Here is a 12,425-nt window from a genome sequence, read left to right on the forward strand (position 1 = left end):
AGATCAGCGCGGCGCGTCGGGAGACGGCTGGGTGCCGTTGCCCGGCTGCAAATGCGGCGAGGGGATTTCCGGCGAGGGCGTACTCACAGGCTTCGGCGCCGGGTGATCCATCAGCACGGATTCGGCGACCGATTGCGCCGTGGGCGCGGGCGGCTCTGCCGGAGCTGGTTGCGGAGGGGACACTGGCTCGAACTTGGGCTCGAACTCATCCGCCGGCGTCTCGGCCCGGCGCTTGGCCTTGCGCGGCGCTGGCACCGTCGTTTCGGCGACATAAGCGACGCGGCGGCGGGTGCGCTGGGCGATGCCGCCGAGGAAATCGGCCATCGCCAGCAGCACCAGAAGGAAATAGGTGGAGTTGCCGAATTTGGGCCACATCACGAATTCGGCCGCAGCCGCGCCGAACACGATCAGCGACAGCAAATGATCCATCAGGAATTTCGAGCCGGGCCGCGCGCCCTTGACCACCTCGAGCAGCAGCAGCACGACACCTAGCGCGAGCATCACGTCGGCGAGCGTGACCGGCCAGGCCTCCCCCGTGATCATCGGCACCCTGAACAGCACGTCCGTAAAGGACACGCTCGGCATCAGGAAGGCGATGATGTTGTAGACCGCGAGCGGGATCAGGAGCAGCGGGAAACCGACCATCGGCGAAATGCCTTCTCGATCAAGATATCCAGACAGGACAATGCGGCGGCGAAGCATTCGCTCCGCCGCCGTCACTGTCATATCTCATGGGTTGGCCGAAATCAGGCAGGCCCGATCGTCCTGCCCAAAGAAAGGTCCCGAACTCAGGACTCTTTCTTCTTCAGGACCTGACGACCCTTGTACATGCCGGTCTTGAGGTCGAGATGGTGCGGACGACGGAGTTCGCCGGAATCCTTGTCTTCCACATAGGTCGGCTTCTTGATGGCGTCAGCCGAGCGGCGCATGCCACGGCGCGACGGCGAGGTTTTTCTTCTCGGAACGGCCATTTCAGTATCCTCTAGGGATTGGTGTCATCAGGGCATCGTCCGCGGAGGGACGGCTCAGCACCCGCAAACCGAGGCGAGCTGAATGCCGGTCAAGGCCGGGCTTATAGAGGAAGGCCTGCCTTAAATCTAGGGCTCTGGGGCCGGAAAATGCGCCCGAAAAGGACCCGAAATCAGCGATTCTCCCGCCAGCAGGTCGAAAGCGAGCTGGCCTGCGCCCTCGCCACATAGGTCCCGGCCAGCCGCCGGACACCCGGTCCCGGCGTCCTGGCGCTGCGTTTGACCGGATTCGGCAGGATCGAGGCCAGAAGCGCCGCCTCCCGGGGGGAGAGGTTCGCCGCCGATTTGCCGAAGGCATAGGCGCTGCCCGCCTCGGCCCCAAACTGGCCCTGTGGCCCCAGCTCGGCGATGTTGAGGTAAATCTCCAGGATCCGTGCCTTGGGCAGGACGAGATCGATCCACAGCGCCAGCGGGAATTCCAGCGCCTTGCGGACGAAGTCCCGCCCCTGCCAGAGGAACAGGTTTTTCGCCACCTGCTGGGTGATTGTGGAAGCGCCCCGGAACGGGGTGCCGTCCTCCCGGGCATCGTCGACCGCCTCACGCAGCGCCCCCCAGTCGATACCGTGATGCTTGCAGAAATGGGCGTCCTCGGCCGCCACTACCGAGCGTGGCAGCGAGGGCGACATCGCCGCCAGATCGATCCATTCCCGCTGCATCGGCGCACCCCGAAGCGAGCGCCAGATCATCAGCGTCGAAACGGGATGACCGGTGCGGTAGAACGGCGCGACGACATAGGGCGCGAGAGCCGCGACCGCGAGCACCAGGAGAAGGGTTTTGACGACGCGCAAATCAACCTTTCCGGCGCAGAACGAAACGCGGCCACGGGCCCGGCATTAAGTCTGTGATAATTCGGGCCTTTTCCAGCACTTTTTAGGCCTTCCAAACGATTGACTGAGGCGGGCGCATAAAGGATTGTCCCGCCGAATTTTAGTTCTGGAGCCCTTCTTGATGACCGGCACGTCCCCGTCCGATTTCGCCAAACGTCTGGACAAGACCGCTGATGACACCGAGGCGCTGCTCGGGCGCCTGCTGTCGGACGACATCCTGCCCGATGAGATCGCCCGGCCCAAGCGACTGATGGACGCAATGCGCTATTCGAGCCTGAATGGCGGCAAGCGCCTGCGGCCGTTCCTAGTGGTCGAGAGTGCGGCGGTGTTCGGTGTTCCCCGCGAAGCCGCGCTGCTCGTGGGCGCCGCCCTCGAATGCATCCACTGCTACTCGCTGATCCATGACGATCTGCCGGCGATGGACAATTCGGACCTGCGTCGCGGCCGTCCGACCTTGCACAAGAAGACCGACGACGCGACCGCGATCCTCGCCGGTGACGGCCTGTTGACGCTCGCCTTCGACATCATCACCCGCGACGAGATCCATCGCGACGCCAATGTCAGGCTTTTGCTGACCCGCGCACTGGCGCGCTGCGCCGGCATCGGCGGCATGGTCGGCGGCCAGATTCTCGACCTCGCCGGCGAAGGCCGCTTTGGCGGCAACGAGCCGATCGACGTCGCCCGCATTCAGCAGATGAAGACCGGTGCCCTGCTGCGCTACGGCTGCATCGCCGGCGCGATCCTCGGCCAAGCCTCGCAAAAGGAATATCAGGCGCTCGACGATTACGGCCGCGCGCTCGGCGAAGCCTTCCAGATCGCCGACGACCTGCTCGACGTCGAAGGCGATGCCGCCGCGCTCGGCAAGCCTGCCGGCGCCGATGCTGCGCTGGGCAAGACCACCTTCGTCACCCAGCTCGGCATCGAAGGCGCCAAGCAGCGCGTGCGCGACCTGCTCGCGCGCGCCGACGGCGCGGTCTCGATTTTCGGCGATCGCGCCGCCGTGCTGCAAGCGGCTGCGCGGTTCGTGGCCGAACGGAAGAGCTGATAGCGCGATGGCGGGCGGCAACAAGGAAGACCCCGCCCTCGCCCGTTTTCGCAAGATGTCGCGGCCGATGCGGCTGATTTATGCGCGTCCGCGAACGTTCATGTCGCTTGCCGTTGGTATTATCGTCTGCCTGCTCATCCCGGGTTCGCACCGGCTGGTCACCCGGCTTCTGTTCGGCTGGGATGCGTTGATCGCCGTTTATCTGGTGCTGGTCTACGCGATGATGCTGTGCAACGACCACCAGCACATCCGCCGCGCCGCAGCGATGCAGGACGACGGTCGCTTCGTGATCCTGCTGGTGACGGCGATCGGCGCCTTCGCCAGCATCGCCGCGATCGTCTCCGAGCTTGGAACGCCGCATCGCGGCGTCCTGGAGCTGAGCATCGCAATCACCACCATCGTATTGTCATGGGCCGCCGTGCACACGATCTTCGCGTTGCATTATGCGCATGATTATTACCGGCACGCCACGCCGGGCGGCCTTCAGTTTCCCAGCGGCGACAAGGAAGACCACGCGGATTATTGGGACTTCGTCTATTTCTCGTTCGTGATCGGTATGACCGCGCAGGTCTCCGACGTCGGCATCTCCGGCAAGACCATCCGCCGCACCGCCACCGCGCACGGCATCATCTCATTCATCTACAACACGGCCTTGCTGGCGCTGACGGTCAACATCGCGGCGAGCGCGATCTCGACGTAGTCGTCGTCCTGGCGAAAGCCAGGACGACATTGGGAGTTAATTACAGACCTCGGCATTGGCATCGTTGCCGGGGCCGCCGCCGCCGCGATATTCGAGATGGCAGCCGCGGTTGACCGGACGGCAGCCGCCGCTATTGCAGAATAGCTGTCCGCCACTCGAGCGACGGCTAGCGCCAGCGGCAGCCGCAATGCCGGCAGCGCCGCCAAAGCCGCTCGCTGCTCCGGCAGCTTCACCGCCGGCTTGACGACGCTGCCGTGCGGGACGTTCCTCACCGTCCTCACGCTTTGCAGTCGAAGGCTTGGCGGGCTTGGCGGCGCGTTGCTTCTCGCACTCGTTGTCGTCATTGAGCGCATAGCCATCACGGCAGGCGATCCTGGTGCATTTGTCGCCGTCGGCCTTGAAGCCGTGCTCGCAAACCAGTGGGCAGACGCGCGACTGCTTCGACTTGACCGTGTCGAGTGCATCGGTGCTCGCCACCTTCACGTCGAGCTTGGTGCCGGCGTAACGGTTGAACTGTGACAACGAGCGCTGCGCGGACGTCGTCCAGTTGCCGTCGGCGGCGCCGGAGAAGCAGCCGACGCGGCCGAGTTCGGTCTGCACCGAGCGGCTAAGATCGGCCGGCGCGGTGGCCGGCGTCAGCGACGCGACGTTGGTACCGGCTGGGCTCGCCGTGCTGGCTGGCGCTGCACCCGGCGCCGCGGCGGCGAGATTGACGCGCTGCTGCTCGGCGGCGGCCGCCTGCTGCTGCGCCTGCTCCTTGGCCTTTTGCGCGGCAAACTGTACCTGCTCTGCGGCCTTCGCATCGGCGGCTGCCTTGGCCTGCGTATCCTTCTGCGCGCCAAGTGCGGCAAGACGATCGCGCTCGGCCTCGGCCTGTTTCGCCTTCTCGGTGGCCGCCGCATGAGCCTGCTCGGCGCCGATTTTTTCGACCTGAAGCTTGGCGAGGCTCGCATAGAAGCCGTCGGGATGCTGGGCGAGGAACGCATCCCACGCCGGCCTGTTGCCAACCTGGAGCGCGAGCTCGTAATCGCGGCGGATATCGGCCTGCGGGTTCGGCGCGGGCGCAGCGGCAGCCGCAGCGGTCACCTTGACCGGCACCAGCGGCACGTCCTCGCCGCCGAGCGAGCCATAGACGAACGGCTCCTGCTTGTTACCTGTCGACTTGAGCACGTCGTCGCGCACGAAGCCGAAGGCGCGGCGGACGTCGAGGCCCGGCGTCGTCAGATGCTTCGACAGCGCCACGGTAAAGGGGCTGTTGGCACCGTCGCCATCCTGCGCCGTGAATCCGGCCTTGGCCGAATAGGCGATCAGCGTGTTGGGGCTGGTCGGCTCAACCTGGGCGAGGCCGCGGCCGATGCCGCGCGAGGCAACCGTGCGCTTCATGGTCTTGCCGAAGGGATTGTCACGGCAGGCATCCAGGATAACCAGGCGAAGCTGCTTGGCCGGTTCGACCGCAACCAGGACGCGGTCGAGGGAGAGCGCCTCGTCAAAGACGTCGGTGTCACGCTCCAGCTTGGCGTCGACAGGGATCAGATAGTTCGAGCCTTCGACCTCGATGCCGTGGCCGGCATAATAGACCACGGCGATATCGGCATCGCGGGTCCCGTCGGCGAATTCGCGCAGCACACGCCGGGTTTCCTGCGCCGTCAGATCGTGCCGGGAATCGACGATGTCGAACCCGGCCTCCTTCAGCGTCCTGGTCATCACCGAACCGTCATTGACGGGGTTCGTCAGTGACGGCGCATGCTGATAGGCGGAGTTGGCGATCACCAGCGCGACGCGCTTTCCGGCGAAAGCCGGCCCGGTGCCGAATAGCAGCGCGACGGCAAGGAGAAGGGGGCAAAGTCTGAGCAATTTGCGCATGGCACGACTTCCGGGTTCAGGGCATTTCAAGCCCCTTTGGGATGGCTTTAGCAGGATCCGCCGCGAGCGCTTGTGATGGAGGTCACGAAGGTGGCGCCAGCGGCAGGCCGAAAGGCCCCTTTTGTTTGTCGCGCCAGTCCGGGCGCGGTTCGCCGAGAAACAGGCGCGCAGCAGGTTCCCTCAGCCATCTCCCACGTGGCCCCGATATCGCGGCAGATTATCCGTAATCTCGTGCCAGGGCGCCTTCGAGCCCACGAAAATGTGGGCGCTCGGTCGGATCGAGGGGGCATCGACCAGGGTTCCCATGGCGACATGGACCCATTTTCCCTCGCGCACCCGGGAATAAAGCAGCGAGCCGCAACGGGCGCAGTGGGCGTCGTGGGTGGTGTCGTCACCGTAGATGGTGCGCTGGTTCTCGCCCCTGACGATGCGGAGCTTGCTCTGCTCGATGCCGGCGAACGGCTTGAAGGCGGCGCCGGTGGTGCGGCGGCAATCCGAGCAATGACAGTTCAACGCATAGGAGAATGCGTCCGCCACCTCGTAGCGCACGGCGCGGCAGTAGCATTCGCCGACCAGGATACGAGCGTTCGAATTCTCTGATCCGGTCATCACAGTGTCCTCGCGCAAATGGTACGCACTCCCATAGCGCATTTTGATGTGTACGACTAAGTTCGCCCCGAGCCATCATTCAAAGGGATGACCCATGAGCCAGAACCGTTCGAGCGTCGAAGCCGTCGTGCAATCCTATTTCGACGGACTTTACGAGGGCGATGCCGACAAACTCGGCGCGATCTTCCATCCCTCCGCCGATTTGCGCTGGGTCGAGAAAGGTGAGCTGCAGGTGCTGACCGTGCCGGACTGGCTCGACCGGGTGCGCAAGCGCCCCTCCGGCAAGGCCGAAGGCAAGGCGCGCGAGGATTTCATTGTCACGATCGACCGTTCCGACGACAAGACCGCCTTCATCAAGGTTCGGTGCCAACTGCCGCCGCGTTTTTTCACCGACTATCTGGTGGCGATGAAGCTCGCCGACGGCTGGCAGATCGTATCGAAGTCTTATCGGTATGACCTGCGGGAGTGAGGGAGGCCTAATCTTCCGCTGCCCGAAATCGGGCGCACTCTTCCCACATCCTCCGTCATTGCGAGCGAAGCGAAGCAATCCAGAGTCTTTCCGCGGAGACAGATTGGATTGCTTCGCTGCGCTCGCAATGACGATGCGGATGGAGTGCATGCCGCATCTCCATCTCGCCCCGTCTCGCTCAAAAGGTCCCCCATGCTTCTCGACCGCCGTTCGCTGCTTGCCTCACTGTGCTGGATTGCCGCCTCTCCAGCGCTCGCCGCGGACGCACCCGAACTCGAAGCCTATGAGCGCGAGAGTGGCGGCCGGATCGGGGTTTATGCCGAGAACCTCGCGACCGGCGCGAAGCTCGCCTGGCGCGCCGACGAACGGTTCGTCATGTGCTCGACATTCAAGGCTTCGCTGGCGGCTTGCGTCCTGGCGCGGGTCGATCGTGGCGAAGATCAGCTTGCGGCCATGATCCCGTACGGCAAGGCCGACCTGCTGGAGTACGCACCGGTCGCCAAGCAAAACATTGCCGCCGGCGCAATGTCGGTCACCGAAATGTGCAAGGCGATCGTCGAGCTCAGCGACAACACCTGCGCCAATTTGTTGCTGGCGCGGATCGGCGGCCCCGCCGCACTCACCGCGTTCTGGCGATCGCTTGGCGACAGCACCTCGCGGCTCGACCACAACGAGCCCGAGCTCAACCGCTCACCGCCCGGTGATCCCCGCGACACCACGACGCCGGCAGCGATGGCGGGCAATCTGCGCCGGCTGCTCACGGGCGAGGCGCTGTCGGCCACCTCGCGTGCTCAACTCACGGAATGGATGGTGGGTTGCAAGACCGGTGCGAACCGGCTGCGTGGCGGGCTCCCCGCAAGCTGGAAGATCGGCGACAAGACCGGCAACAACGGCAAGGACGCCTCCGGCGACATCGCGGTGGCCTGGCCCAAGCCCGACACGAAGCCGGATGCGCCGATCCTGATCGCGGCCTATACCCAGGGCGGCACGCCGAGCGCGGCACAGATCGAAGCCGTGTTCGCACGCATCGGCCGCATGGTGGCCGAGCGGCTGGCGTGAGCCGCATGCATTGACCTTGCGGCCGCTTCCGGGTGAAGACAGATCATCATGGAAGCGAAATTTCAGACCTTTCTCATCCTGCTCGCCGTGCTGGCGGGCACCGCGCTTGTCGCCCGCCGCTTCAACATCGCGCCTGCCATTCTGCTGATGCTCTCCGGCGTCGGCCTCGCCTTCGTGCCGGGCATGCCGCCGGTCGAACTGCCGCCGGAACTGGTGCTGCTGATGGTGCTGCCGCCGCTGATCTACTCGGCAAGCGTCGCGATGAGCTGGCGCGAGTTCAAAAAGAATCTTCGCCCCATTGTGATGCTGGCGGTCGGCGCGGTGATCTTCACCACAGCACTGGTCGCAACCGCCACGCATTATTTCATCGGCCTGCCCTGGACCATCGGCTTCCTGCTCGGCGCCATCGTGGCGCCGCCCGACGTGGTGGCGCCGCTCGCGATCGCGCGCCGGCTGCATCTGCCGCGCAGGCTGATGGTCATCCTCGAAGGCGAAGGGCTCGCGAATGACGCCACCGCGCTGATCCTCTACCGCTTCGCGCTCGCCGCAATCATGGTCGGACACTTCTCGCTGCCTCTGGCAGGCGGCGAGTTCTTGCTCATCGTCGCCGGCGAGATCGCCTTCGGCATCGGGGTCGGTTGGCTCTCCCTGCGGTTCCGCAAATGGTCGGGGGACCCGCAGGTCGAGCTGACACTCTCGCTGATCACGCCCTACGTCTCCTACTGGCTGCCTGAGCATCTCGGGGGCTCCGGCGTGATCGCCACCGTCGCCTGTGGCCTCTATGTCAGCTGGAACGGTCCGCTGCTGATCTCGGCATCGACGCGCCTGCAGGGCATCTTCTTCTGGGACCTTGTGATCTATCTCATCGAGGGCTTGCTGTTCCTGCTCACCGGGTTCCAGATGCGCGCGCTCTACGAGAAGTCGAAGGCGTTCCCGCTCGACGACATCATGATCGCGACCGCCGTGGTGCTGGCGGTCGTCGTGATCGCGCGCTTCGCCTGGCTCTATCCCGCGACCTATTTGCCACGGATGCTCAGCAAGTCGTTGCGCGCGCGCGATCCGTCACCACCATGGCAATGGCCGTTCGTGCTTGCGTTCACCGGCGTGCGCGGCGCGGTGTCGCTGGCGGCAGCGCTGGCGCTGCCGTTCACGCTGCCGGGCGGCGAGGCCTTTCCGTTTCGCGACCTGATCCTGTTCGTTGCCTTCGGCGTCATCTTCATCACGCTGATCGGCGTTGGCCTCACGCTGCCCCCGGTGGTGCGTTGGCTCGGTGTCGCCGAAGCCGGCCGCAGCGAGCATGCCGCCGAGCACGAGGCCGAGATTGCCGCACGGCGCCAGGCCCTCGACGCAGCGCTGAAATCGCTCGACGCACTGAACGAGGAGAAGGACGTATCCGAAGAGGTGATGCGGCTCCTGCGCGCGCGCCACGAGATCCGCGTCAACCAGCTTCCCGATTCGCTCGATCCCACCCACCACGACGTCTCCGCCGCAGGTACCGCGCTGACCCGCGACCTGATCGCCGCCGAGCGCAAATTCATCCACGAACTGCTGCGCGACGGCCAGATCACCGACGAGACGCGCCGGCGGATCGAGCGGGATCTGGATCTGGAGGAGGCAAGCTTGGCGAACCGGGAGTACCGGGGCGGGCCGCTATAGATTCCCGTCATTGCTAGCGGCGCAAGCTACCGCCTCGCGCAAAATTCCTTCATCGCCACCGCCACCGCGCCCGCAATGATCTCCTGACGCTCCGGCGAGTTCATCGCCATCTCCTCGTCGCGGTTGATGATGGAGCCCGCTTCGAGCAGCACTGCGGCGCTGCGGGTTTGCGAGAGCACGACGAGCCCGTCATAGCGGTAAACGCCGACATCCTTGTCGAGCAATTGGCGCCGGTAGCGGCCCATCACCGGCAGGGTGTATTGGCCGGCATAATGCAGGTCCTGATCCTTTAGCTGCCGGCCGATCATCCGGGCCAGCATCAGGCTCGCAGCGTAGTGCGGATTCCGCTGCGACACGAACAGAGAGTGGCCCGAAAAGCGATCGCTGAAATAGCTATTCGCGCCGTCGAACTCCCAGGTCTCGATCAGCTTGTCCGGCACCGAATCGTGATGGATCGACAGGAAGAGATCGGCCCGGGCGTCATTCGCGGTGCTGACGCGTTTGAGCAGGCTCGGCCGCGCCTTGCCGGCCGTGACGAGCAGCCGGGTCGCGGCAAAGCCTTCGGCCTTGAGCCTCGCCGTGATCAGACTCGCAAGCCGGAAGTTGAAGCCGAACTCAGTGTCGTTGCGTGCGCTCAACGCGCCGTAGGAGTCCGGGGTGTGCCCGACATCCACGACGATCCGGAATTTCGACATCTCACATTTGACCGGCGCGTGCTGCGGCTTGGGTTTCGCGATTTTCCGCGCGATAGCAGCATGGCCCTCACCTGCAGGCGCCAGCGACCATAGCAAGATCGACGCGATGAGCGTCGAGACGAGACTTGCAAGGATGCTGCGCGGCTGCCCCAAGCGCTACTCCGCTGCCGCTGTTCGCGGTCGGCCGACAAAGCCCGTGGCGTCACCGAAACGCTCCAGCATCACCGCGGAAAGGTCCTTGGCCTTGCTGGTGACGCAGGCGCCCGAGCGCACAGCGTAGCGGTCCTGATGCGCGGCCTGCGGCGGCGGCTCGCCCTGCTGAAGCGCCCGCGCCAGCTCCATCACGACTTTCCGGAAATGCATGATGCCGAGATCGGTCGGACCGAGATGCTCGCGGGTGCGGTCGGCGATCGGGCGCTGGCTGTCCTGCACGGCCGCATCCTGTTCGGAGACACCCTTGATGCCGGTGTAGCTCCTGGTCTTCTGCAGCTTGCGGTCGATCAGATAGTCGTTGCCCTTGTGGCGCAGCGGCACATAATCGTCGCCGACCTCCGCGATCACGCCATTGCCGCGGTCAAAGGCGTCACGCTCGGCTTGCGTCAGCGGCCGCTCCGGATTCCAGGCATAGGTGTAGATCCAGCAATTGGTGTCGGTGACGGGCACGAAGGTCTGGCCAAAGATGTTCTCGCCCGGCATCGCGCTCGGGGCGTAGGCGTGGAACGGCATCAGGAACTGCGCGATGCGCCAGTAGATGTTGTCGCCGCCGGTGAGCCGCCCGCCGGCGATGGTGAGGCCAGCCGGGTGCGCCTGGATCTTGATCACAGGCCGTGGATCTTCGGCGATCCAGCGCATGTGATCGCTCGACATCCGCGCGATCGGATTCACGAAATGCTTCTTGATGTCCAGAATCTCGTTCTCCTCCTTGTCGAAGGAGAGATGGGCGAAGGTGAAATGCGCGGTGTCGATCGAGCCTTCCAGCGCCTGCACCCAGTTGCAGTCCTGCCATTTCTTGCTGACATAGCGGTGCGAAGCCGGCAGCAGCGCCATTTCGAGATCGGGCAGATCAGGCATGGCGTCAGCCGGGCCCATATAGGCCCAGATCATCTCGCCCCATTCACGCGCCGGATAGGATTTGATGCGGATGAGATCCTTGGCGTTGAGATCGGGATAGGAGGTCGGCATGTCGACGCAGCTTCCGTCGGTATCGAACTTCCAGCCGTGATAGACGCAGCGGATGCCGCATTCCTCATTGCGCCCGAGCCAGAGATTGGCACCGCGATGCGGGCAGTACTGGTCGAGGATTCCGACGACGCCGCGGGAGTCGCGGAAGGCAAGCAGCTCCTCGCCGAGCACGACGATCTTCTTCGGCTCGCCGTCGGGCTCGGGGAGTTCTTCGGAGAGAAGCACGGGGATCCAGAACCGGCGCAGCAATTCGCCCATCCCCGTTCCGGGGCCCGACTCAGTCAGGAATTTGTTGTCCTCGGCGCGGAGCATGGATGATCCTCCCGATTTGTTTTCGGCGAGATTGGCGCGGACGCGGGAAGACGTCAACGCGGAAGCGGTGCGCAGGCGGGTTAAACCGGCCGCTCCCCCTTCACCGTCACCCGCGTGCCCGAGCGCGTGTGCGGCCAGTAATCCCACATCGCGCGGTGCTGGGTGCAGCGGTTGTCCCAGAACGCGATGGCGTTCTCGGTCCAGCGGAAGCGGCACTGGAACAGCGGGTTTTCCGCGTGCTGGTAGAGATAGGCCAGCATCGCATCGCTCTCGTCGCGCGGGATGCCGTTGATGTGGCGGGTGAAGCCGCGGTTGACGTAGAGCGCCTTCCTGCCCGTGACCGGATGCGTGCGCACCACGGGATGCTCGGCACTCGGATAGGACGGGCGGTCAGCGACGCCGTAATTGGCGTAGAGCCCGCGATAGATCGGCTCGCCGTCATGCAGCGCGGTCAAGCCGTCGAGGTAGGCCTTCATCCGGTCCGACAGCGCCTCGTAGGCTGCGTACATGTTGGCAAACAACGTGTCGCCGCCGCGCAGCGGGCACTGCTTGATGTAGAGGATTGAGCCCATCGGCGGCTCGAGATCGCAGGAGACGTCGGAATGCCAGCCCTCGCCGTTGGCGCGCGGCGAGTTCGCATCCGCATAGATCTTCATCAGCGCCGGGTCTTCATCCTCATGCGGCGCGGCAGGATGGAAATGCAGCTCGCCGAACTTGCGACCGAAGGCGAGGTGCTGTTGCGGTGTGATGTGTTGGTCGCGGAAGAAGATGACGAGGTTTTCGGCGAGCGCGCGGTGGACCTCGTCCATCTGCCGGTTGGAGCGGGCGTCGTCCGAGACAAGCTTGCCGATGTCCACGCCGGAAATTTCCGCGCCGATGATCGGGGTGAGCTTTTCGACCGCGATGGTTTGATATGGCGCGCCATCGTCCGCCGCATGGCGATAGCGCGGGCCCTGCTTGCCGGCGAGTGAGCTCATGGC

13 protein-coding genes are annotated in these 12,425 nt (G+C 64.8%); 5 read left to right on the forward strand and 8 right to left on the reverse strand.

Annotated features, from left to right (window positions below; genetic code table 11):
• Positions 1-3: 3 nt before the first annotated feature.
• The 3 genes from AC0L3J_RS02145 to mtgA form a co-directional block, all read right to left on the reverse strand.
• Positions 4-645: a hypothetical protein gene (locus AC0L3J_RS02145; RefSeq protein WP_456767121.1), complete on the reverse strand. Its 642-nt coding sequence runs from the start codon at positions 643-645 to the stop codon at positions 4-6.
• 143 nt (positions 646-788) lie between these two features.
• A complete protein-coding gene (gene rpmF, locus AC0L3J_RS02150; RefSeq protein ID WP_007598106.1) occupies positions 789-971 on the reverse strand; it encodes a 50S ribosomal protein L32 in 183 nt (60 codons plus the stop codon).
• 170 nt (positions 972-1,141) lie between these two features.
• Positions 1,142-1,816, reverse strand: a complete 675-nt coding sequence (gene mtgA, locus AC0L3J_RS02155; RefSeq protein ID WP_473288412.1) for a monofunctional biosynthetic peptidoglycan transglycosylase — start codon at positions 1,814-1,816, stop codon at positions 1,142-1,144.
• A gap of 160 nt (positions 1,817-1,976) precedes the next feature.
• Between mtgA and AC0L3J_RS02160 the strand changes: the two genes are divergently transcribed.
• Both AC0L3J_RS02160 and AC0L3J_RS02165 read left to right on the forward strand, forming a co-directional pair.
• A complete protein-coding gene (locus AC0L3J_RS02160; protein ID WP_456767119.1) occupies positions 1,977-2,900 on the forward strand; it encodes a polyprenyl synthetase family protein in 924 nt (307 codons plus the stop codon).
• A 7-nt stretch (positions 2,901-2,907) separates the two neighbouring features.
• The gene (locus AC0L3J_RS02165) at positions 2,908-3,600 is read left to right on the forward strand and encodes a DUF1345 domain-containing protein (RefSeq protein WP_473345746.1); all 693 of its coding nucleotides are present in this window, start codon (positions 2,908-2,910) and stop codon (positions 3,598-3,600) included.
• Between the two features lie 36 nt (positions 3,601-3,636).
• Here the strand turns inward: AC0L3J_RS02165 and AC0L3J_RS02170 are convergent, their stop codons facing one another.
• Both AC0L3J_RS02170 and AC0L3J_RS02175 read right to left on the reverse strand, forming a co-directional pair.
• Complete coding sequence (locus tag AC0L3J_RS02170) at positions 3,637-5,463, reverse strand: caspase family protein (protein ID WP_473345747.1); 1,827 nt, start codon at positions 5,461-5,463, stop codon at positions 3,637-3,639.
• Positions 5,464-5,643: 180 nt separating this feature from the next.
• Complete coding sequence (locus AC0L3J_RS02175) at positions 5,644-6,072, reverse strand: GFA family protein (protein ID WP_473345748.1); 429 nt, start codon at positions 6,070-6,072, stop codon at positions 5,644-5,646.
• A gap of 94 nt (positions 6,073-6,166) precedes the next feature.
• Here AC0L3J_RS02175 and AC0L3J_RS02180 point away from each other — a divergent pair, with 94 nt between their 5' ends.
• The 3 genes from AC0L3J_RS02180 (at position 6,167) to AC0L3J_RS02190 (ending at position 9,256) form a co-directional block, all read left to right on the forward strand.
• Positions 6,167-6,541 carry a nuclear transport factor 2 family protein gene (locus tag AC0L3J_RS02180; RefSeq protein ID WP_473345750.1) on the forward strand — a complete coding sequence of 125 codons (375 nt, stop codon included), beginning with the start codon at positions 6,167-6,169 and terminating at the stop codon, positions 6,539-6,541.
• A gap of 192 nt (positions 6,542-6,733) precedes the next feature.
• Positions 6,734-7,600, forward strand: coding sequence for a class A beta-lactamase (gene bla, locus AC0L3J_RS02185; protein ID WP_473345751.1), 867 nt, complete (start codon positions 6,734-6,736; stop codon positions 7,598-7,600).
• A 48-nt stretch (positions 7,601-7,648) separates the two neighbouring features.
• The gene (locus tag AC0L3J_RS02190; RefSeq protein ID WP_473345753.1) at positions 7,649-9,256 is read left to right on the forward strand and encodes a Na+/H+ antiporter; all 1,608 of its coding nucleotides are present in this window, start codon (positions 7,649-7,651) and stop codon (positions 9,254-9,256) included.
• A 26-nt stretch (positions 9,257-9,282) separates the two neighbouring features.
• On the opposite strand, the gene AC0L3J_RS02195 is transcribed toward AC0L3J_RS02190, so the two are convergent.
• The 3 genes from AC0L3J_RS02195 to AC0L3J_RS02205 all read right to left on the reverse strand — a co-directional run bounded on the left by AC0L3J_RS02195 (position 9,283) and on the right by AC0L3J_RS02205 (position 12,422).
• Positions 9,283-10,104, reverse strand: a complete 822-nt coding sequence (locus AC0L3J_RS02195; RefSeq protein WP_473345754.1) for an N-acetylmuramoyl-L-alanine amidase — start codon at positions 10,102-10,104, stop codon at positions 9,283-9,285.
• A gap of 3 nt (positions 10,105-10,107) precedes the next feature.
• Positions 10,108-11,445, reverse strand: coding sequence for a Rieske 2Fe-2S domain-containing protein (locus tag AC0L3J_RS02200; RefSeq protein ID WP_473345755.1), 1,338 nt, complete (start codon positions 11,443-11,445; stop codon positions 10,108-10,110).
• Positions 11,446-11,525: 80 nt separating this feature from the next.
• Positions 11,526-12,422, reverse strand: coding sequence for a TauD/TfdA dioxygenase family protein (locus tag AC0L3J_RS02205; protein ID WP_473345757.1), 897 nt, complete (start codon positions 12,420-12,422; stop codon positions 11,526-11,528).
• Positions 12,423-12,425 lie beyond the last annotated feature (3 nt).

Source organism: Bradyrhizobium sp. Kon37, assembly GCF_055807535.1.

What these genes read in the sequence shown, in the direction of transcription:
- AC0L3J_RS02145 (WP_456767121.1), bottom strand. Translation starts at nt 645, where the DNA reads ATGGTCGGTTTCCCGCTGCTCCTGATCCCGCTCGCGGTCTACAACATC.
- rpmF (WP_007598106.1), bottom strand. Translation starts at nt 971, where the DNA reads ATGGCCGTTCCGAGAAGAAAAACCTCGCCGTCGCGCCGTGGCATGCGC.
- AC0L3J_RS02160 (WP_456767119.1), top strand. Translation starts at nt 1,977, where the DNA reads ATGACCGGCACGTCCCCGTCCGATTTCGCCAAACGTCTGGACAAGACC.
- AC0L3J_RS02165 (WP_473345746.1), top strand. Translation starts at nt 2,908, where the DNA reads ATGGCGGGCGGCAACAAGGAAGACCCCGCCCTCGCCCGTTTTCGCAAG.
- AC0L3J_RS02170 (WP_473345747.1), bottom strand. Translation starts at nt 5,463, where the DNA reads ATGCGCAAATTGCTCAGACTTTGCCCCCTTCTCCTTGCCGTCGCGCTG.
- AC0L3J_RS02175 (WP_473345748.1), bottom strand. Translation starts at nt 6,072, where the DNA reads ATGACCGGATCAGAGAATTCGAACGCTCGTATCCTGGTCGGCGAATGC.
- AC0L3J_RS02180 (WP_473345750.1), top strand. Translation starts at nt 6,167, where the DNA reads ATGAGCCAGAACCGTTCGAGCGTCGAAGCCGTCGTGCAATCCTATTTC.
- bla (WP_473345751.1), top strand. Translation starts at nt 6,734, where the DNA reads ATGCTTCTCGACCGCCGTTCGCTGCTTGCCTCACTGTGCTGGATTGCC.
- AC0L3J_RS02190 (WP_473345753.1), top strand. Translation starts at nt 7,649, where the DNA reads ATGGAAGCGAAATTTCAGACCTTTCTCATCCTGCTCGCCGTGCTGGCG.
- AC0L3J_RS02200 (WP_473345755.1), bottom strand. Translation starts at nt 11,445, where the DNA reads ATGCTCCGCGCCGAGGACAACAAATTCCTGACTGAGTCGGGCCCCGGA.
- AC0L3J_RS02205 (WP_473345757.1), bottom strand. Translation starts at nt 12,422, where the DNA reads ATGAGCTCACTCGCCGGCAAGCAGGGCCCGCGCTATCGCCATGCGGCG.